The sequence below is a fragment of the Paraburkholderia strydomiana genome (genome assembly GCF_031456815.1).
Lineage (GTDB): Bacteria > Pseudomonadota > Gammaproteobacteria > Burkholderiales > Burkholderiaceae > Paraburkholderia > Paraburkholderia caledonica.
Map to the genome: position 1 here is coordinate 125,657 of NZ_JAVDVL010000015.1, position 19,946 is coordinate 145,602.

A 19,946-nucleotide genomic window follows, 5' to 3' on the forward strand; every position below is an offset into this window, starting at 1 on the left:
GGAATTCAGCATGAAACGAACCTTCCGCATGGCGACCGCCATGCTTGCGATTGCCGCTGTCACCATCGGCTGCTCCGCGCAAGCCGACCAGGCCACCGACAAACTCAAGGCCACGCTGCAAACGCGTCTCGCGGACGTGACGATCAAGAGCGTGACCAAGTCGCCGATTGCCGGCTTGTATGAAGTGAACCTCGGCAGCCAGATCGTGTACAGCGACGCCAACGGCGACTACGTGCTGCTCGGCGACATGGTCGACACGAAGACGCGCAAGAATCTGACCGAAGCGCGCCTGTCGGAAACCAACCGCATCGACTTCGCGAGCCTGCCTTTCGCCAACGCGGTGAAGGTCGTGAAGGGCAACGGATCGCGCAAGATCGCGGTGTTCTCCGACCCGAACTGCCCGTACTGCAAGCAGCTCGAAACCACGCTGAAGTCGATCGACAACGTGACGGTTTACACGTTCCTGTACCCGGTTTTGTCGCCGGACTCGACCGCCAAGTCGAAGTCGATCTGGTGCTCGACCGACCGCGCGAAGGCGTGGGAATCGTGGATGCAAGACCATCAGGCGCCCACGGCCGCCGGCACTTGTGACACTGCCGCGATCGACAAGAATCTCGCGCTCGGACATGCGATGAACGTGGAAGGCACGCCTACCGTGTTCCTCGCCGACGGCCGCCGCCTGCCGGGCGCGGTGCCGGCCGACCGGCTCGACAAGGAAATGGCAGCGGTGCACTGACACACGCGGCACTGACCAAACCGAAGGAGGCGCAAATGGCGCCTCCTTTCGCATCAAGCCCCCAACAATCAGCCAAAACCACCAATCGCCGCCGATGAAGCCGATCCGCTACACCATCGTTCCCAAGCAACCCGCCGCTCACCTGTTCGAAGTCACCGTCACCGTTGCCGATCCCGATCTGGCCGGGCAGCGTTTCATGCTGCCGGTATGGATTCCGGGCAGCTACATGGTCCGCGAGTTCGCGCGCAACATCGTGACACTGCGCGCCTTCAACGACGCGGGCCGCAAGGTGCGTGTCGAGAAAACGGACAAGCACACGTGGCAGGCGGCGCCGGTAAAAGGCGCGCTCACGCTGCGCTACGAGGTCTATGCGTGGGATCTGTCGGTGCGCGCCGCGCATCTGGACGACACCACGGGTTTTTTCAACGGTACGAGCGTGTTCCTGGCGCCGCTCGGCCACGAGGAAGCGCAGTGCGTGGTCGATATCCAGAAACCGGAGGGCGCGGCGTATCGCAACTGGCGCGTCGCGACGGCGCTGCCGGAAGCGCGCGGCACGAAGCGTTATGGCTTCGGGGAATATCGCGCGCAGAACTACGATGAGCTGATCGATCATCCGGTCACGCTCGGCAAATTCGAATTGGCGACATTCAACGCGCACGGCGTGCCGCACGACGTCGTGATCGCGGGGCGCGTGATCGGGCTGGACATGGCGCGGCTCAGCGCCGACCTGAAGCGCATTTGCGAAGCGCAAATCGCGCTCTTCGAGCCGAAGTCGAAGAAAGCGCCCGTGGATCGCTACGTGTTCATGACGCAAGCCGTCACCGACGGCTACGGCGGCCTCGAACACCGCGCGTCGACGGCGCTGATCTGCAATCGCGGCGATCTGCCCGTGCAAGGCCGCGACGCACTGACGGAAGGCTACCGGACCTACCTCGGCCTGTGCAGCCACGAATACTTTCACACGTGGAACGTGAAGCGGATCAAGCCGGCGGTCTTTGCGCCGTATGACCTTTCCGTCGAGAACTACACGTCGCTGTTGTGGCTGTTCGAAGGCTTCACCTCATACTACGACGACCTGATTCTCGTGCGCAGCGGCCTGATTTCGGTCGACGATTATCTCGGCCTGCTCGGCAAGGTGATCGGCGGCGTGCAGCGCGGCAGCGGGCGACTGAAGCAGAGCGTCGCGGAAAGCTCGTTCGACGCCTGGGTCAAATACTACCGGCAGGACGAGAACGCGCCGAATGCCATCGTCAGCTATTACACGAAGGGCTCGCTCGTTGCGCTTGCGTTCGACCTGGCGATCCGCGCGCAGACCAACAATCGCAAGTCGCTCGACGACGTGATGCGTCTGCTGTGGCAGCGCTTTGGCCGCGATTTTTACCGCGGCAAGCCGGTGGGCGTCGACGAACGCGAAGTCGAAGCACTGTTTGCGGAAGCAACCGGCGTGCACCTGGGTGAGCTGTTTGCGGAAGCGGTGCACGGCACGCGCGATTTGCCGCTCGAAACACTGTTGGAACCGTTCGGCGTCACGCTCGCGCCGGAAGTCGACAAGAGCGGCAAACCGTCGCTCGGCGTGCGGGTGCGCGGCGGCGCGGACTGTACGCTGACGGCTGTCCACGAAGGCAGCGCCGCGCAGAAAGCGGGGCTCTCGGCCGGCGACGTGTTGATCGCGCTCGACGGCCTGCGCGTGACGGGCTCGAATCTGGACACACTGCTCGCACGCTATCAGCCGGGAGCCAAAGTGGAAGTTCACGCATTCCGCCGCGACGAGTTGCGCACCGCGCAGCTCAAGCTGGAAGGGCCTGAAGTGTCACGCTACAAGCTCACCGTCGCCGACCAGCGACCCGCCCCCCGCAAGGCACGCGAGCGCTGGCTGACAAGCTGATCGTAATCCGCGCCGACGTCAATTCGCGTCGGCAGGCGGCGGATTGTTCTACCACTGCAACAATCCGTCGCTGCCGGATGGCTTTTTCCCGGATCGGTAAAAAAACACAATGGCTCCACTCGCGCAACACAGCGCGCCCCCCACTGGAGTCAACCATGACCACGATCCTGCAAATCAACTCGGCAGCCCGCTCGCAAGGCGCGAACTCGACGCTGCTCCTCAACGAGCTGACCGAAAAGCTGCAACAATCGAATCCGGGCGCGCAAGTCGTCGTCCGTAACCTGCAAGCCGAACCGCTGCCGCATCTGGACGACGCCATTCTGGGCGCGTTTTTTACGCCGGCTGATCAGCGTACCCCCGAGCAAGCCGCGATCGCCGCGCGCAGCGAAGCGCTGATCGCAGAACTGCAAGCCGCCGACATCATCGTGATCGGCGCGCCGATGTACAACTTCGGCATTTCGTCGCAACTGAAGACTTATTTCGACTTCATCGCCCGCGCCGGCATCACGTTCCGCTACACCGCGAACGGCCCCGAAGGTCTCGTGACGGGCAAGAAGGTGTACGTCGTATCCGCCCGCGGCGGCAAGTACGCGGGCACGCCGAACGATAGCCAGACGCCGTATCTGAAGAGCTTCCTTGGCTTCATCGGCATGACGGATGTCAACTTCATTTACGCCGAAGGTCTGAACATGGGCCCGGACGCTGCGGGCGCGGCGTTGGCTGCGGCGCGCGAAGCGATCGCGGCTGCTTGAGCTGGCTGACGAGTTCGCGGCCCAGGTTCGCTGCCTGGTTCGCGACTTGTGGCTTGCTGCTGAGGTTCGCAAGTTAAGCCGATTGCGAGCGTTGAAAACTGAAACGCCACGGAAATAGACTCCGTGGCGTTTTTGTTTTTTGCCGCTGGTTCTGCCCCGGTTTGCAGACAGAAGCCGCTAAGCCAGCATTTGCGCTTCGTCGGGCAGGCGCCAGTCGATCGGTTGGCGGCCATGCTTCACAAGATACTCGTTTGCCTTCGCGAAATGTCCGCAGCCGAGAAAGCCGCGATGCGCCGACAACGGCGAAGGATGGGGCGCCTCCAGCACGTAATGCGACTTGCCGCCGAGCAGCGCGCGCTTCGCCTGCGCATGTGCGCCCCACAGCATGAACACGAGACCGTCGTGACGCATCGCGAGTTCGTGAATCAGCGAGTCTGTGCATTTTTCCCAGCCGCGCTTCGCGTGGCTGGCGGCTGAATCGCGCTCCACGGTCAGCACCGTGTTCAGCAGCAGCACGCCTTGCTTCGCCCACGTGTCGAGGCAACCGTGACGCGGCGGTTCGTGGCCGAGGCTTGCCGCAATTTCCTTGAAAATGTTTCGCAGCGACGGCGGCGTGCGCACGTTCGGCGCGACTGAAAATGCGAGCCCATGAGCTTGCGGTGTGCCGCGATCCTCACCGTGATACGGGTCCTGGCCGAGAATCACGACCTTCACTTCATCGGGGCTCGTAAGCCGCAGGGCGCGGAACACGTCGGTGGGATAAACGGTTTTGCCGGCCGCGCGCTCACCGTCGACGAAACGGCAGAGCGGCGCGTAGGCATCGCTTTCAATGAAAGACTTCAGGTGCGCTCGCCATTCGGCCGGTAGCGCGGCGAACTGCTCTTCGAGCGTGGGCGGCGTGCCGGCTGCTTGCTGGGATTGCGGCTGCGGCTCGGCGGAAATAGTGCCGGCGGGCGCCGCGGCGTCGCCGAATAACGATGCTTGTGACGGCGCGAAGCGGGGGCGGGATGCAGTAGTCATGGCGCAGAAGTGTCGCAGCAAACGCGGTGTGACTCAAGCCGAGGCGGCGGCGTGCGCTGTAGGCGGCTAGAACGCGCGGCGATGAACCCGCGCTCAGCCCGCGCGCAATTGATAGCCGCGCTGCGCCTTGCTGATGTTTTCGGGCGCGAGGCCGGCGATCTGCTTGCCGAGTTCGCTCGAAAGCGCGTGCAGCGCGGCTTCGTCGCCGGACTTCAGTTCGAGTTCGATTTCCGAAATAGGCGCGCGACGCAGTTCGCCGTTCACTTCGGCCAGCACGTTGCCCTGGTCGATTGCGGCTTCAACCTCGGAGCCGTCGACGCTCACTTGCCACAGCGTGCGTGTGAAGTCCGTGCGAAACAGTTCGATCAGTTGCGGCGCCGCTTCGCGCAACGCTTGCGCGGCGGCGGGCTCGTCGCACTCGCGCAGCAACGCGTCAATTTCGAGCGCCTCACCCGCGACGGGCATTTCCCATTCGTGACGGCTGTGCAAGCCGTTTGCCGCACTGCCTACCGTCTTGAACGTCTGCAGCCAGCCGTCGGGTGTATGGCGCAGGCGCAACGCGCTCTTCGAGGCTGCCAGCGTGAGTTGCGGCGTGTCGAAGTAGATATTCGACAGCTTGATCGCGCGGCCCTCGTTGCCAGTGCGCGCGACGAACCACTGCCCGGCCGCTTTCACTTGCGCGGCCGGCAGCAGCAACTTGATCTCGCGTTCCATGGCCATGTCGTGCTCCGCTGTGTGTGCGTTACATGAGCTGCGGTGTGCTCACGCCGCGCCCGGGAAGAACATGCGAGCAAGCTCCACGCCTGGCTCGTCCGCGCGCATGAATGCCTCGCCGACGAGGAACGTGTTCACGTCCATCGCGCGCAGCCTTTCGACATCGACGCGCGACAGAATGCCCGATTCCGTTACCACGATGCGGTCGTCGGGAATCGCTTCGAGCATGCCGATGGTGTTTTCGATCGACGTCTCGAAAGTGCGCAGATTGCGATTGTTGACGCCGATCAGCGGCGTTTTCAGCGTGAGCGCCTGCATCAGCTCGTCGCTGTCGTGCACTTCGACGAGCACCGCGAGGCCGAGCGAATGCGCGAGCGCTTCGAGGTCCTGCATCTCCGAAGTTTCCAGCGCGGCGGCGATCAATAGAATCGCGTCGGCGCCCATCGCGCGTGCTTCGACAATCTGGTACGGATCGACGATGAAGTCTTTGCGCAGCACCGGCAACTGGCACGCGGCGCGCGCCTGCTCCAGATACGCGACGCTGCCCTTAAAGAACTGCACGTCGGTCAATACCGACAGACAGGCCGCGCCGTGCGTTTCATACGAACGCGCAATTTGCGCAGGGACGAAGTTCTCGCGCAGAACGCCTTTGGACGGGCTCGCTTTCTTCACCTCGGCGATCACTGCGGCGAGACCGGCCGCATGTTTTGCGCGCAGAGCGCCGACGAAATCGCGAATATCGCGCGACGACGCTTCGAGGCGCAGCTCTTCGAGCGGCGCGCTCTGTTCGGCGGCGCGGACTTCTTCGCGTTTGACCGCGATGATACGGTCGAGGATGTCGCTCATAAGAATCTCGCTACGTTGGTTGCTGCGTGATTAGTGCTTGAATTGCTGCGTGAAGCGGATCAGTTCGTCGACTTTTGCGCGAGCCTTGCCGCTGGCGATGGCTTCGCGCGCAAGCTCGATGCCGTTCGCGATGGACGACGCCACGTTCGCCGAGTACAGCGCCGTGCCCGCGTTCAGCGTAACGATCTCGCGTGCAACGCCCGGTTTGTTGTCGAGCGCTTCGAGCAGCATTGCTTTCGATTCCGTGGCGTCCGCCACTTTCAACGTTCGATTCGACACCATCTGCATGCCGAAGTCTTCCGGATGAATCTCGTACTCGCGCACTTCGCCGTCACGCAACTCGCCGACTTGCGTGGCCGCGCCGAGCGACACTTCGTCCATGCCGTCCATACCGTACACCACGAGCACGTGCTTTGCGCCGAGGCGCTGCATCACGCGAACCTGAATGCCGACCAGGTCCGCATGAAACACGCCCATCAGCTGATTCGGCGCGCCGGCCGGATTCGTCAGCGGACCCAGAATGTTGAAGATGGTCCGCACGCCTAGTTCACGGCGCACCGGCGCGATGTTTTTCATTGCCGGGTGATGATTCGGCGCGAACATGAAACCCATGCCGGTTTCGGCAATCGACGCTGCGACTTGTTCCGGCTGCAGGTCGATATTCACGCCGAGCGCTTCGAGCACATCTGCGCTGCCCGACTTGCTCGACACGCCGCGATTGCCGTGCTTCGCGACTTTCGCGCCGGCTGCGGCGGACACGAACATTGTCGCCGTCGAGATATTGAAGGTATGCGAACCGTCTCCGCCGGTGCCGACGATATCGACGAAGTTCGAGTTGTCCTGCACCTCCACGTGCCGGGCAAATTCACGCATCACCGTGGCGGCGGCGGTGATTTCGCCGATGGTCTCTTTTTTGACGCGCAAGCCTGTAATGATCGCAGCCGCCATGACGGGCGAAAGTTCGCCGCGCATGATGAGCCGCATCAGATGCAGCATTTCGTCGTGGAAAATCTCGCGGTGCTCGATGGTCCGTTGCAGCGCTTCTTGCGGCGTGATTGTCATGATGTTATCTCGCTTCATCAGGCGGTGCGTTGGGCCGGCTTCGCTTTTGACTGCTTCACGAAGTTTTCGAGCAGCGCGTGGCCGTGTTCGGAAAGAATGGATTCCGGATGGAACTGCACGCCTTCGACGGCCAGTTCCTTATGACGCACGCCCATGATCTCGCCGTCTTCGGTCCATGCCGACACTTCGAGACAGTCCGGCAGCGATTCGCGTTCGATCGCAAGCGAGTGGTAGCGGGTCACGACGAAATGCTTTGGCAAATCCGCGAACACGCCTTTGCAATCGGTCTCGATCGTGCTGACCTTGCCGTGCATGATAGTTTGCGCGCGCACCACGCGGCCGCCGAACGCTTCGCCGATCGCCTGATGGCCGAGGCACACGCCGAGAATCGGCGTCTTGCCCGAGAACTCGCGCAGCACGTCGAGCGTGATGCCGGCGTGTTGCGGATTGCTCGGGCCGGGCGACAGGCAGATGCGCTCGGGGTTGAGCTTCGCGATTTCGTCCAGCGTGATTTCGTCGTTCCGATAGGTGCGCACGTCTTCGCCGAGTTCGCCGAAGTACTGCACCAGGTTGTAAGTGAACGAGTCGTAGTTGTCGATCATGAGCAGCATGGTGTGTCTCCGGTCAGAAGTCGCTATCGAGGCCGTCTTGAACCTGCTCCGCCGCGCGCAACACGGCGCGCGCCTTGTTCTCGGTCTCTTGCCATTCGGATTCCGGCACCGAATCCGCGACGACACCCGCCGCCGCCTGCACATACAGATTGCCGTTCGCGATCACGCCGGTGCGAATTGTGATCGCCAGATCCATTTCGCCAGTGAACGACAGATAGCCGACTGCGCCGCCGTAGAGGCCGCGCTTTACGGGTTCGAGTTCGTCGATCAATTCCATCGCGCGGACTTTCGGCGCGCCCGACAGCGTGCCGGCCGGGAAAGTGGCGCGGAGCACGTCGAAATTGGTGGTGCCGGGCTTCAGCTTGCCTTCAACCGAACTCACGATGTGCTGCACGTGCGAGTACTTTTCGATCACCATCTTGTCGGTGACGACCACCGAGCCGATCTGCGCGATGCGGCCCACGTCGTTGCGCGCGAGGTCGATCAGCATCACGTGCTCGGCGATTTCCTTCGGGTCGTTCAGCAGTTCAGTGGCGAGTTCGGCGTCGCGTTCCGGTGTGTTGCCGCGCGGACGCGTGCCGGCGAGCGGACGAATCGTGACGATACGATCTTCGCCGCGTTTTTCCTGGCGCACGAGAATTTCCGGCGACGCACCCACCACGTGGAAGTCGCCGAAATTGTAGTAGTACATGTACGGCGACGGATTGAGCGAACGCAGCGCGCGATACAGCGACAGCGGGTTGTCGCGATAGGGTTTCGTCAGACGTTGGCCAACCTGCACCTGCATCAGTTCACCGGCGGCGATGTATTCCTTCGCCTTGCGCACGGCGGCGAGATAGTCGTCTTTCGCAAACTCGCGGTACGTCTCGGTGCGCACACTCGCCGAGGTGACCGGCGGCTCGACCGTTGCGCGCAAACGCTGACGCAGTTCGCGCAGACGCTGCTTTGCCTTCGTGTAAGCCTCGGGCTGCGTCGGGTCGGCGTAGATCACGAGGTACAGCTTGCCCGCGAGGTTGTCGATCACCGCGACTTCCTCGGTCAGCAACAACTGGATGTCCGGCAGATTCAGATCGTCTTTCGGCGCGCTATGCGCGAGCTTTTTCTCGATGTAGCGCACCGCGTCGTAGCCGAAATAGCCCGCGAGGCCGCCGGCGAAACGCGGCAAGCCCGGCCGCTGCGCGACCTTGAAACGGCTTTGAAACTGCTGGATGAACTCCAGCGGATCGCCCTCGTGCGTTTCGACAACCTTGCCGTCGCGTACCACTTCCGATACGCCGTTACGCGTGCGCAGCAGCGTGCGCGCCGGCAGGCCGATGAACGAATAGCGGCCGAAGCGCTCGCCACCCACCACCGACTCCAGCAGGAACGAGTTCGCGCCGTTGCGCTCGGGTTGCGCGAGCTTCAGATACAGCGAGAGCGGCGTTTCGAGGTCGGCGAGCGCTTCGGCGATCAGCGGAATACGGTTGAAGCCCTCGTTGGCGAGGGACTGGAATTCGAGTTCGGTCATGTTCCGATCCTGTACGTAGGTCCGGCGGCAGCGTGCGTCGGACAAAGCGGGGCATTGCGCGGCCGGTCAGGCGTTCGTGCGTTTTTTCGATGATGAACCGACCGGCGCGATTTTCCCATCGACGCGAGCACGGAGTTCCAGCCACGCACGTACTTTGTAGGTACACGCAGGCGGAATCAGCCGATGCAGCGAAACAGAACGATGGAAAAACGCGTGAGCGCAGCGAAGTAAAAAACGGTTGCCGAAGACGAGCTTCAGCGTACCTCAGGCGAGGTTAGCGCGACCAGCGACGCCAGGGCCAGGCTCCCCGGTCGATGCTAATCAGACTCCGTTTTTTATTCAGAAACATGAGGATGAAGGACTTTTCAAGTCGTGGATTGGTGCGCTGCGATCGCCTTGGCGGCGTCCAGCAGCGAGGCAACTATACCATCGGATTTTATTGTTTGTATAGCTTGCCCATGGTTGTAGCCATAGGGCACGGTGAGCGTTGCCATGCCTGCCGCGCGGCCCGCCAGCGCGTCGTTTTCCGAATCGCCGATGGCGACCGTGGCGCGCGGCTCCACCCCGAGTTGCGCGGCGGCGGTGAGCATGGGCAGCGGGTCCGGCTTCTTTTTCGGCAGACTGTCGCCGCCGAGTACGACGCTGAAATATTGTGCGAGCCCATATTGCTGCAGCAGTTCGAGCGCGAAGCGATGCGGCTTGTTGGTCACGCACGCCAGCTTCAGACCGGCGTCGCGCAGTGCGACGAGGCCGGCTTCCACATCTGGATAAAGGCGTGTGTGCAGGCCGTTGATCTTCGCGTACTCGGCCTGATAAATGGCGAGCGCTTCGTCAAAACGGTCCTGCGCGTGCTCTGCTTCGAAGCGCGGCGCCAGCACGCTGCGGATCAGATGCTCGGAGCCTTTGCCGACATAGCCGACCACTTCTTCACGCGACGTTTCGACTGCGTCGAGTTGCGCGAGCATGCCGTTCAGGCCGGCGGTGAAGTCGTCGGCGGTGTCGACCATCGTGCCGTCCAGGTCGATGATCGCGGCTTGCAGGCGCGGGCCGTTGAAAGTCGGGGCAGGGAACGAAGCGGTCATGTGGCGCGAGTGTCAGTGCTGAATGTTGGCGAGCGCGGCGCGCATCTTGTCGATCACGACCTTGTGATCCGGTTGGCCGAAAATGGCCGAGCCAGCCACGAAGGTATCCGCGCCGGCCGCCGCGATTTCGGCGATGTTGTCCACTTTCACGCCGCCGTCCACTTCCAGATGAATCTCGCGACCGGTGCGCTCCTTGTACGCGTCGATACGCTTGCGCGCTTCGCGAAGCTTGTTCAGCGCTTCCGGAATGAACGACTGGCCGCCAAATCCCGGGTTGACCGACATGATCAGCACGAGGTCGAGCTTGTCCATTACGTGATCGAGGTAATTCAGCGAAGTGGCGGGGTTGAACACGAGGCCCGCCTTGCAGCCGTGGTCGCGAATCAGCGACAACGTGCGGTCGATGTGGTCCGAGCCTTCCGGGTGGAAGCTGATCAGATCCGTGCCCGCTTTCGCGAAGTCCGGCACGATGCGGTCGACGGGACGCACCATCAGATGCACGTCGATTGGCACGTCCACGTGCGGACGGATCGCCTCGCACACGAGCGGACCGATGGTCAGGTTCGGCACGTAGTGGTTGTCCATCACGTCGAAATGAATCCAGTCGGCGCCGGCGGCGACGACGTTGCGCACTTCTTCCCCGAGGCGGGCGAAGTCGGCGGACAGAATGCTGGGAGCGATTCGGAATTGCGTCATGGCGGCGGGCGGATGCAAGCGGGAAAGCGTCATTTTACCGTGTTGTGTCGCGCACGCGCGAAGCGGCGGGCGGGCGCCGGAACGACGCGCGGCGCAGCCTCGGGCTTGGGCCGCGAGGATGGCAAAACGCCTTAAGCGTCCCTGGCTAAAGGATATGTCCGGTTGCGGGCGTGTCGCGCATGACGCAGAATGCCAATCCATGGCGCTGCGTCGCCAATGACCGCTTAAGCCATTGGCACTCGGGCTTTCCAGCGATTTTGTCGCCCCGTTTCACCAGATTGGAATCAGGATGAGCCAGTACGAATTCAGCGTGTCGGCGCAGGTGCAATTCCTGCCCGAAGAGTCGGACCCGGAGCGCCGCCAGTATGCGTTCGCCTATACGCTGACCATCCGCAACACCGGTCAGGTGCCTGCACAATTGATCGCGCGGCATTGGGTGATCACGGACAGCGACAAGACCGTGCAGGAAGTGAAGGGTTTGGGCGTGGTCGGGCACCAGCCGTTGCTGAAACCCGGCGAGCAGTTCGAATATACGAGTTGGGCGGTCATTGCGACGCCGGTCGGCACGATGCGCGGGGAGTATTTCTGCGTGGCCGAAGACGGAGAGCGTTTCGACGCGCCGGTGCCGGAGTTCATTCTGCGCATGCCACGCACCTTGCATTGAACCGTGAGCGCGGTTCACGGTCTTTAACGGTTCTATGCGCGCCGTGGAATGCGTGAATCGGCGCCGCTTCAGCGCGGTTCTTGCGGCTTCTGTGTTTCCTTGCTGCTAGCGCGCGCCGCTTTCTTTTTACCAGACGACGTCCACACAACGATGAACACGAGCAGGAACAGCGCGAGAAGCGATTCCAGCGCGAAGATGAGCATCGGGTATTCGTCGAACAGATCAGACATGGCGGTTTCCATTAAGAACGAACATTGTAGGCGTTTTGTCCGCGCGACCGGAGCCTGGCTCAGCGCGCTTTCAGTGGCGGCGATTCTCGCCGCTTGCGGTGGCGGCGGTGCGGTTCGACCTGTGGTTTCGCCCCCCACGGGCGCGGCGATCATTCCTGGCCAGATCTCGGCGACGCGGCTCACGCCGGTGGCGTGGCAGCAGGTTCCCGGCTGGCAGGACGATTCGCTGATCGGCGCCACAGCGGCTTTGCGGCAGAACTGCGTGAGGCTTGCGCGCCAGGCGAACTGGGCGCGGGCATGTGCGGCGGCGGCGCAACTCGACGATCTCGACGCCACCAGCGCCCGCGCATTCTTTGAAGCGTATTTCACACCCTTTCAGCTAGCGAATACCGACGGCACGCTCGACGGACTCGTCACCGGTTACTACGAGCCGTTGTTGCGCGGCTCGCGCACGCGCCACGGCGTGTATCAAACGGCGCTTTATCGTTGGCCTTCCAGCTATCGTCCTGGCGCGGCGATGCCGCCGCGGGCGCAGCTCGAACGCATGGGCGTGCTCAACGGCAATGAACTCGTGTGGGTGGACGACCCGATCGAAGCGTTCTTCCTGCAAGTGCAGGGTTCCGGGCGCATCGTGATGGAAGATGGCAGCGTGATGCGCCTCGGTTTTGGCGGCACCAACAACCAGCCGTATAAATCCATCGGACGGTGGCTCCTGGATCGCGGCGAACTCACGCCCGCGCAGGCCACCATGCAAGGCATCAAGGCATGGGCGCGCGCGAACCCGAATCGGGTCGATGCGCTGCTCGATACGAACCCGCGTTTCGTGTTTTTCCGCGAGATGCCGTCGGCAGAGGGCGTGTCCAAAGCCGGCGCCGATGGTCCTATCGGCGCTTTGGGTGTGCCGCTGACGCCGGAGCGCTCGATTGCCGTCGATCCGACTTCGATCCCTCTTGGTACACCGGTGTTTTTGCAGACCACGCGCCCGCTGACAAATTCGCCGATGAACCGTCTCGTGTTTGCGCAGGACACCGGCTCCGCGATCAAGGGCGGAGTGCGCGCAGACTACTTCTGGGGCCTCGGCGACGACGCCGGCGATCTCGCCGGCAAAATGAAGCAGGGCGGCCGGATGTGGTTGCTGCTGCCGAATTCCTGAACTGGGCTACGGCGCGCGAAGCCTTGCCGGAGGTGGCTGTCGCGCGGCGGTCCGGCTTGACCGCCGCTCCTGGCGCGGCGCAGCTTCGTGCGATTCCCGACGCTCGGCTTAAAGCCCCGACTTGCGCTTATCGACTACCCGGCGCGCCTTGCCCACCGAGCGTTCAATTCCGTTTACCGCAAGCACATTCACCACAGCGCTGACGCCGATCAGCGCTTTGATGTCATAGGCCAGCGCCTGCTTGGCCGTGTTCAATACGGACGTGTCCGGCGCCGTTTCCGGACAAGGCTCCACGTTCAGCGTCAAAACGTCGAGCGGGCCTTCCCTGGTAAGTACGATCTGATAGTGAGGCGCGAGCGCGTGCTGCTTGAGCAGCAGCTCCTCGATCTGCGTGGGAAACACGTTGACCCCGCGCACGATCATCATGTCGTCTGAGCGGCCGGTGATCTTTTCCATACGACGCATGGTGCGCGCGCTGCCCGGCAAGAGACGCGTGAGGTCGCGCGTCCGGTAACGGATGATCGGCAACGCTTCTTTGGTCAGCGACGTGAACACCAGTTCGCCCAGTTCGCCGTCCGGAAGCACCTCGCCCGTTTCGGGATCGATGATTTCTGGGTAGAAATGATCTTCCCAGATGGTCGGGCCGTCTTTTGTCTCGACGCATTCCGACGCCACGCCGGGGCCCATCACTTCCGACAAGCCGTAGATGTCGACAGCGTCGATCCCCATGCGCTTCTCGATTGCGTGACGCATGTCGTTGGTCCACGGCTCCGCACCGAAGATGCCTATGCGCAGCGAACAACTGGCCGGGTCGACGCCCTGGCGTTCGAGTTCGTCGGCGATCGAGAGCATGTAGCTCGGCGTCACCATGATGATGTCGGGCCGGAAGTCCTGAATCAGTTGCACCTGTTTTTCAGTCTGACCGCCGCCGAACGGGATGACGGTGAGGCCTGCGCGCTCTGCGCCGTAATGGGCGCCGAGGCCGCCCGTGAACAGGCCGTATCCGTAGCTCACGTGAACTTTGTCACCGGGTTTGGCGCCCGCGGCGCGGATTGAACGCGCAACCAGATTCGCCCACGTGTCGATATCGCGCGCGGTGTAACCCACCACGGTGGGCTTGCCGGTCGTGCCCGACGAAGCATGAATCCGCGAAATTCGATCTTGCGGCACGGCGAACATTCCGAACGGATAGCTGTCACGCAAATCTTTTTTCGTCGTGAATGGGAAGCGGGCGAGATCCGCAAGCGTGGTCAGTTCGCTCGGGTGGACGCCAGCTTCGTCAAACTTGCGACGATAGACCGGCGAGTTTTCGTAAGCGTGGTTCAGCGACCATTTGAGCCGTTCAAGTTGAAGCGCGCATAGCTCGTCGCGGCTGGCGGTCTCGATGGGGTCGAGGGGAAGGGCGGTGGTCATCGAATGTCTCCTTGCTGCTTCAATGCTCAGGTCTGATATGCGTCGCGCTCACGCGCGAAACCAGGTGCGGCGTTCGCCGACCGCCGCCTCTGCGGGGGCTCGGTTGCCGGTGTCACCGCTCAATGGCGCTTTGGACTGGCGACTCTTGCGAGGAGCGTCTTGCGTGCACCTCGTTGCCGGTCATGCCAACACTCGTGCGTCTTAGTCCGGTGACGCCCCTGCCGTGCTGGATGCTATCGGCGGGATCACATTGCCTTTGATCTGCGCCGATTTGCCGCGAAACATCGCGACTGTATCGCCCGCACGATTGGTTACTCGAATATCGTAAATGCCCGTGCGCCCGCTCAATGTCTGCTCGACCGCCTCTGCGGTGAGCACGTCGCCACCATGCACGGGTCGCAGAAATTCGATCGAGCATCCTGACGCGACGGTGTTCAGGTTGTACGAGTTGCAGGCGAACGCAAAGGTCGAATCGGCGAGCGTAAATATCAGGCCGCCATGGCAGATTTGATGGCCGTTCAGGAAGTCGTCCCGTACGGCCATGCGCAAACGCGCGTAGCCGGCGCGCACTTCCATGATTTCGAGACCGAGCGCGCGGCTGCACGCATCGTTTTCGTACATCGCGGCGGCGGTTGCGCGGGCGAGTTCGTCGGGCGTCATTTCGGCGGGATACAAAGGTTGCGTCGACATATCAGCGGCCCTCGAAACGCGGTGAGCGTTTTTCGACAAAGGCTTGGACGCCCTCTGCATAGTCGTGGGATACACCCAGTTCGCGTTGCAGATCGCGTTCGAGATCCAGTTGCTGATCGAGCGTCTGAGTTGCGCCGGCGCGCATGGCCTGCTTGATTGCGGCGATGGCGCGCGTGGGTTGCTGCGCGAGTTGCGCCGCCAGTTTGGCTGCGGTGGCCGCCAGTTCCTGATCGTCCACCGTTTGCCAGATAAGTCCCCAGCTTTCGGCTTTTTCGGCGCTGAGTTTGTCGCCGGTAATCGCAAGTCCTAATGCGCGTGCCATGCCAACGCGCTGTGGCAAGAACCAGGTGCCGCCCGAATCCGGCACGAGGCCGATCTTCACGAATGCCTGGATGAAACTGGCCGAACGAGCCGCGAGCACGATGTCGCAAGCGAGCGCAAGGTTTGCGCCGGCGCCCGCGGCCGTCCCATTGACTGCCGCTATGACGGGCAACGGCAACGCTTGCAGTCGGCGGATCAAAGGGTTGAAGTGCAAGTCGATCAATTCGCCCAGATCGGTCATCGCGCCGGGCGTGAAGTCGAGGTCGGCGAGGTCTTGTCCTGCGCAGAATCCGCGCCCCGCGCCGGTCAGAACGAGAGCGCGGGCACCTGAGGTTTCGACCTCGTTGAGCGCCGCGTTCAACTCCTGATGCATCGCGCGCGTGAAGCTGTTCAGCTTGTCCGGGCGGTTCAGCGTGATGGTTGCTACGCGGCTCGCTGCGTCGATGTCGAGGCCGATCGCTTCATATGCCATTGGGTGTCTCCTCAAAGTCTCTTTTTGCCGGGCTGCAGCGCTTACGTAAGAAGTCAAAGCCGTTCGATTACGAGCGCGATGCCCTGGCCGACGCCGATGCACATCGTGCAAAGCGCAAATCGGCCGTTGCTGCGTTCCAACTGATGGAGCGCGGTCGTGACAAGGCGTGCGCCCGATGCACCGAGCGGATGGCCGAGCGCAATTGCTCCGCCGTTGGGATTGACGCGCGGGTCGTCGTCGCGCAGGCCGAGCATGCGCAGAACCGCGAGGCCTTGCGACGCGAACGCCTCGTTCAACTCGATCACGTCCAGCTGATCGAGCGTCATGCCGAGTTGCCTGAGCAGCTTTTGCGTGGCAGGTGCCGGCCCAATGCCCATGATTCGCGGTTCGACGCCCGCCGTTGCCATGCCCACCACGCGTGCGCGACGGCGCAGGCCATATTGGTCGGCCGCCTGTTGGCTGGCGATGAGGAGTGCGCAAGCGCCGTCGTTCACTCCCGACGCATTGCCTGCGGTTACGGTGCCGTCGGGGCGGACTACTCCCTTGAGCTTGGCCAGGCTTTCGAGCGATGTTTCGCGCGGATGTTCGTCGAGCGTCACACGAATCGCATCGCCCTTTTTCTGCGCGATTTCCACGCCGACGATCTCCTGTGCGAGCGTACCGTCGCGTTGCGCGCGGGCAGCCTTCTGCTGGCTGGCCAATGCGAATGCGTCCTGATCGGCGCGGCTGATTCCAAACTGCTCAGCCACGTTCTCCGCGGTCTCGGGCATTGAATCGACGCCGTACTGACGTTTCATTAGCGGATTGACGAAACGCCAGCCAATCGTCGTGTCGTGGATTTCCGCTTGCCGCGCGAATGCGCTCGCCGCCTTGCCCATGACGAACGGCGCGCGAGTCATGCTTTCGACTCCGCCGGCGATCATCAACTGCGCTTCACCTGCCTTGATTGCGCGCGCGGCTGTTCCGACGGCATCCATGCCAGAGCCGCACAGACGGTTTATTGTCGCGCCGGGCGCGTCTGCCGGCAGTCCCGCGAGCAGCGCCGACATGCGAGCGACGTTACGGTTGTCTTCGCCGGCCTGATTGGCGCAGCCGTAGATCACGTCGTCCACGGCACGCCAGTCCACGCCAGGATTGCGCTCGATCAATGCCTTGATCGGCACGGCGCCGAGGTCGTCGGCCCGGACATCTTTCAGGGCGCCGCCGTAGCGGCCGATGGGAGTGCGAATCGCGTCGCAGATATAGGCGTCGTTCATAAGGTTCCTGCTAGGAAGACCGGCGCGCGGGCCGATCCGATGTCTCATGTTAGTTGGCGCGCACGGCGTGGTCCATTCGGCCAAACGGCATAGGACACGCCGTGCGTTTGTCTTATGACGTTCAGCCAGCTACCGCCGGCGCGGCTTTCGGTTCAACATGAACGCGGCTCTGAATTACACGGAAGCGATTCGCGACGAAGGCCGCATCGGCGAGCGCGGCATTTGCAGCCGGATTCGCGCCGGTGCCATGAAAGTCAGAGAAGGCGGCCGACTGATTGACGAACACACCGCCCGTCAAATTGATTGATAGCGCGACGCCGCCGCGAATCGACGCCTCGTGTGCCTGGTCGAGCACGGCTTCGTCGGTGCTGTAGACGGACAGGGTGAGTGCGCCGTGCTCGGCTGCGATGGTGCCGGCGAGATCGAGGGAATGAGCGGTCGAGTCGGTGGCGATAACGAACGATATCGGGCCGAACCATTCCTTGGTGAACTGCTCGCCGTCGGTTGCAGCGTCGAGTTGCAGCACGAGCGGAGTGCGCACGCGGGCACCGGCGAAAGCCGGGTGCTCGAGCGCCTGGCTTTCGACCAGCACGCGACCGAGCGTGGCGGCTTCGTCAACGCGCTGGGCGACGCCTTCGTTCTGAATGGCGCCCAGCAGTTCCACGGCGCGGGCTGGGTCGGCAACCAGTTTCTGCACGGCACCGGCAATGGCCTGAGCGACTTCGTCGAAGCTGAGCGTGCCGTCCGCAGTCTGGATGCCGTCGCGCGGCACGTAGATGTTTTGCGGCGCGGTGCACATCTGGCCGGAATAGAGCGCGAGCGAGAAGGCAATGTTGCGAGCAACGGCTTTGATGTCGTCAGCCGAATCGATCACGATCTGATTCACGCCGGCTTTCTCGGTGTAGACCTTCGCCTGATGCGCATTGCGTTCGAGCCACGTGCCGTTTTGCGTGCTGCCGGTGAAATCGATCAGTTTGATTTCCGGGCGCACGGCGAGGCTCTGGACGATCGCGCCGTCGTTCGGTTCAGTTGCTAGCAGCGTGACGACGTTTGGATCGAAACCGGCTTCGCGTAGAACGTCCCGCGCAATTCGCACGGTCAGGGCGAGCGGCAGAATTGCGCCGGGATGTGGTTTGACGATCACGGCGTTGCCGGTTGCGAGGTCGGCGAACAGACCCGGATAGCCGTTCCACGTCGGGAACGTGCAGCAGCCGAGAACGAGCGCGGTGCCTCGCGGTACGATCGTGTAGCGCTTCTGCATGGCGAGTGGAGGGTTCTTGCCTTGCGGTTTTTCCCAGTGGGCGTCGGCGGGGATGCGGCGCAATTGGTCCCACGCGTACACGACGGCTTCGAGCGCCCGGTCCTGCGCGTGCGGGCCCCCGGCCTGGAAGGCCATCATGAAGGCCTGGCCGGTTGTGTGCATCACGCTATAGCCGATCTCGAAGCTGGCTCGATTCAAGCGCGCGAGAATTTCGAGCGATACGCCGATCCAGGCTTGGGGGCCTGCAGCCCGCCAGTCGCGTTGCGCGTCCGCAGCGGCCGCCAGCAGCGCGTCGGGATCCGATTTAGGGTATCGAATGCCGAGCGGAAATCCGAACGGCGATACTTCGGTGCCCACCGTTTCTCCGGTCGACGGTTGGTCCAACTCGAACGTGGCGTTCAGATGCGCTTTGAACGCGGCTTCGCCGTCCGCGTTGGCTGTTTCCCCGTACACTTTCGGGCTGGGCATTTCAACAAAAGGGCTCCAGTAACCGCGCGTTTCGACCGCGGCGAGCGCCTTTTGCAACGTGTCTTCGTGCTTGGTGAATAACGGATGTGTCATGGCAGAGGGCTTGGTGTACGTTGGGGAAAAGCCTGTCTAATAATTGACCGACCGGTTGGTTGGGGAATGTTAGCATTATTGAGATGGCTGCGCGAAGCGTTTTCGCGCTCGATTAACCACTAGGAGGCGGCATGGTTTACGAGAACATTCTGGTCGAAACGCGCGGGCGGGTCGGCCTCGTCACGTTGAATCGCCCTAGAGCGCTGAATGCTTTGAATGATGCTTTGATGGACGAGCTCGGAGCGGCACTGCGCGAGTTCGATGCAGACGACGCTATTGGCGCGATCGTGTTGACGGGCAGCGAAAAGGCGTTTGCGGCGGGCGCCGACATCGGGATGATGTCGACTTACTCCTATATGGACGTCTACAAAGGCGACTACATCACGCGTAACTGGGAAACGGTTCGCTCCATTCGTAAGCCGATCATTGCAGCGGTGGCGGGATTTGCATTGGGCGGCGGCTGTGAACTGGCGATGATGTGCGACATGATCTTCGCCGCCGACACGGCGAAGTTCGGCCAGCCGGAAATCAAATTAGGAATCATGCCGGGTGCCGGCGGCACGCAGCGCCTGCCGCGCGCGGTCTCCAAGGCTAAGGCAATGGACCTGTGCCTGACGGCGCGTTTTATGGACGCCGCTGAAGCAGAGCGCGCCGGATTGGTATCCCGCGTGATTCCCGCCGCGTCTTTGATCGACGAATCGATCGCCGCCGCCGCGACTATCGCGGAGTTTCCGCTGCCGGCGGTCATGATGGTGAAGGAGTCGGTCAATCGCGCGTACGAAACGACGCTTGCCGAAGGTGTGCATTTCGAGCGTCGCCTCTTCCATTCGCTCTTTGCCACGGAAGATCAAAAAGAGGGGATGGCGGCGTTCGTCGAAAAGCGCAAACCGGTTTTCAAGCACCGTTAATACGCTTGTCAAAATAACGCTTGCAAGGCGCTGGCCGGCTCGCTAGAATCTCGCTCTTTCGTGCTCCGGACACCGGGGCACGGGAAGCGGGAAAGCCAGTAGTGGC

General features: G+C 62.5%; 20 protein-coding genes. 6 read left to right on the forward strand and 14 right to left on the reverse strand.

Going from position 1 to position 19,946, the window contains the following annotated elements; genetic code table 11:
• Nucleotides 1-10 precede the first annotated feature (10 nt).
• From J2W46_RS29610 to J2W46_RS29620, 3 genes are all read left to right on the forward strand, one after another.
• Complete coding sequence (locus J2W46_RS29610; RefSeq protein ID WP_310358668.1) at nucleotides 11-736, forward strand: DsbC family protein; 726 nt, start codon at nucleotides 11-13, stop codon at nucleotides 734-736.
• A gap of 94 nt (nucleotides 737-830) precedes the next feature.
• Nucleotides 831-2,621: a M61 family metallopeptidase gene (locus tag J2W46_RS29615; protein WP_310358671.1), complete on the forward strand. Its 1,791-nt coding sequence runs from the start codon at nucleotides 831-833 to the stop codon at nucleotides 2,619-2,621.
• 155 nt (nucleotides 2,622-2,776) lie between these two features.
• Nucleotides 2,777-3,373 (forward strand): FMN-dependent NADH-azoreductase, encoded by a 597-nt coding sequence (locus J2W46_RS29620; RefSeq protein WP_310071641.1) that lies wholly within the window; start codon nucleotides 2,777-2,779, stop codon nucleotides 3,371-3,373.
• A gap of 177 nt (nucleotides 3,374-3,550) precedes the next feature.
• On the opposite strand, the gene J2W46_RS29625 is transcribed toward J2W46_RS29620, so the two are convergent.
• The 8 genes from J2W46_RS29625 to rpe all read right to left on the reverse strand — a co-directional run bounded on the left by J2W46_RS29625 (nucleotide 3,551) and on the right by rpe (nucleotide 10,911).
• Nucleotides 3,551-4,393 (reverse strand): uracil-DNA glycosylase, encoded by an 843-nt coding sequence (locus J2W46_RS29625; RefSeq protein ID WP_310358672.1) that lies wholly within the window; start codon nucleotides 4,391-4,393, stop codon nucleotides 3,551-3,553.
• A 93-nt stretch (nucleotides 4,394-4,486) separates the two neighbouring features.
• On the reverse strand, nucleotides 4,487-5,113 hold the full coding sequence (locus J2W46_RS29630) for a CYTH domain-containing protein (RefSeq protein ID WP_087754937.1): 627 nt from the start codon (nucleotides 5,111-5,113) through the stop codon (nucleotides 4,487-4,489).
• Nucleotides 5,114-5,155: 42 nt separating this feature from the next.
• Nucleotides 5,156-5,953: an indole-3-glycerol phosphate synthase TrpC gene (gene trpC, locus J2W46_RS29635; protein WP_020070697.1), complete on the reverse strand. Its 798-nt coding sequence runs from the start codon at nucleotides 5,951-5,953 to the stop codon at nucleotides 5,156-5,158.
• 30 nt (nucleotides 5,954-5,983) lie between these two features.
• Complete coding sequence (gene trpD / locus J2W46_RS29640; RefSeq protein WP_027779424.1) at nucleotides 5,984-7,015, reverse strand: anthranilate phosphoribosyltransferase; 1,032 nt, start codon at nucleotides 7,013-7,015, stop codon at nucleotides 5,984-5,986.
• Between the two features lie 17 nt (nucleotides 7,016-7,032).
• The gene (locus J2W46_RS29645; RefSeq protein WP_020070699.1) at nucleotides 7,033-7,626 is read right to left on the reverse strand and encodes an aminodeoxychorismate/anthranilate synthase component II; all 594 of its coding nucleotides are present in this window, start codon (nucleotides 7,624-7,626) and stop codon (nucleotides 7,033-7,035) included.
• Nucleotides 7,627-7,639: 13 nt separating this feature from the next.
• Nucleotides 7,640-9,133, reverse strand: coding sequence for an anthranilate synthase component I (trpE, locus tag J2W46_RS29650; protein ID WP_020070700.1), 1,494 nt, complete (start codon nucleotides 9,131-9,133; stop codon nucleotides 7,640-7,642).
• A 365-nt stretch (nucleotides 9,134-9,498) separates the two neighbouring features.
• Nucleotides 9,499-10,215 carry a phosphoglycolate phosphatase gene (locus tag J2W46_RS29655; protein WP_310071631.1) on the reverse strand — a complete coding sequence of 239 codons (717 nt, stop codon included), beginning with the start codon at nucleotides 10,213-10,215 and terminating at the stop codon, nucleotides 9,499-9,501.
• A gap of 12 nt (nucleotides 10,216-10,227) precedes the next feature.
• Nucleotides 10,228-10,911, reverse strand: a complete 684-nt coding sequence (rpe, locus tag J2W46_RS29660) for a ribulose-phosphate 3-epimerase (protein ID WP_310358696.1) — start codon at nucleotides 10,909-10,911, stop codon at nucleotides 10,228-10,230.
• Between the two features lie 289 nt (nucleotides 10,912-11,200).
• On the opposite strand from rpe, the gene apaG reads away from it, so the two are divergent.
• A complete protein-coding gene (gene apaG / locus J2W46_RS29665; protein ID WP_020070703.1) occupies nucleotides 11,201-11,575 on the forward strand; it encodes a Co2+/Mg2+ efflux protein ApaG in 375 nt (124 codons plus the stop codon).
• Nucleotides 11,576-11,643: 68 nt separating this feature from the next.
• On the opposite strand, the gene J2W46_RS29670 is transcribed toward apaG, so the two are convergent.
• Nucleotides 11,644-11,805, reverse strand: a complete 162-nt coding sequence (locus J2W46_RS29670; RefSeq protein ID WP_020070704.1) for a hypothetical protein — start codon at nucleotides 11,803-11,805, stop codon at nucleotides 11,644-11,646.
• Here J2W46_RS29670 and mltA point away from each other — a divergent pair.
• A complete protein-coding gene (gene mltA, locus J2W46_RS29675; RefSeq protein WP_033379729.1) occupies nucleotides 11,726-12,958 on the forward strand; it encodes a murein transglycosylase A in 1,233 nt (410 codons plus the stop codon). The genes J2W46_RS29670 and mltA overlap by 80 nt on opposite strands.
• Before the next feature lie 108 nt (nucleotides 12,959-13,066).
• On the opposite strand, the gene paaK is transcribed toward mltA, so the two are convergent.
• The 5 genes from paaK to paaN form a co-directional block, all read right to left on the reverse strand.
• The gene (gene paaK, locus J2W46_RS29680; protein ID WP_020070706.1) at nucleotides 13,067-14,371 is read right to left on the reverse strand and encodes a phenylacetate--CoA ligase PaaK; all 1,305 of its coding nucleotides are present in this window, start codon (nucleotides 14,369-14,371) and stop codon (nucleotides 13,067-13,069) included.
• Nucleotides 14,372-14,572: 201 nt separating this feature from the next.
• On the reverse strand, nucleotides 14,573-15,061 hold the full coding sequence (gene paaI, locus J2W46_RS29685) for a hydroxyphenylacetyl-CoA thioesterase PaaI (protein WP_204523734.1): 489 nt from the start codon (nucleotides 15,059-15,061) through the stop codon (nucleotides 14,573-14,575).
• Nucleotide 15,062: 1 nt separating this feature from the next.
• Nucleotides 15,063-15,854 carry a 2-(1,2-epoxy-1,2-dihydrophenyl)acetyl-CoA isomerase PaaG gene (gene paaG / locus J2W46_RS29690; protein ID WP_310358680.1) on the reverse strand — a complete coding sequence of 264 codons (792 nt, stop codon included), beginning with the start codon at nucleotides 15,852-15,854 and terminating at the stop codon, nucleotides 15,063-15,065.
• A gap of 53 nt (nucleotides 15,855-15,907) precedes the next feature.
• The gene (gene pcaF / locus J2W46_RS29695) at nucleotides 15,908-17,110 is read right to left on the reverse strand and encodes a 3-oxoadipyl-CoA thiolase (RefSeq protein WP_087754931.1); all 1,203 of its coding nucleotides are present in this window, start codon (nucleotides 17,108-17,110) and stop codon (nucleotides 15,908-15,910) included.
• Between the two features lie 121 nt (nucleotides 17,111-17,231).
• The gene (gene paaN / locus J2W46_RS29700) at nucleotides 17,232-18,932 is read right to left on the reverse strand and encodes a phenylacetic acid degradation protein PaaN (protein WP_310358682.1); all 1,701 of its coding nucleotides are present in this window, start codon (nucleotides 18,930-18,932) and stop codon (nucleotides 17,232-17,234) included.
• A gap of 131 nt (nucleotides 18,933-19,063) precedes the next feature.
• On the opposite strand from paaN, the gene J2W46_RS29705 reads away from it, so the two are divergent.
• Nucleotides 19,064-19,840 (forward strand): enoyl-CoA hydratase, encoded by a 777-nt coding sequence (locus tag J2W46_RS29705; protein ID WP_310358685.1) that lies wholly within the window; start codon nucleotides 19,064-19,066, stop codon nucleotides 19,838-19,840.
• Nucleotides 19,841-19,946 lie beyond the last annotated feature (106 nt).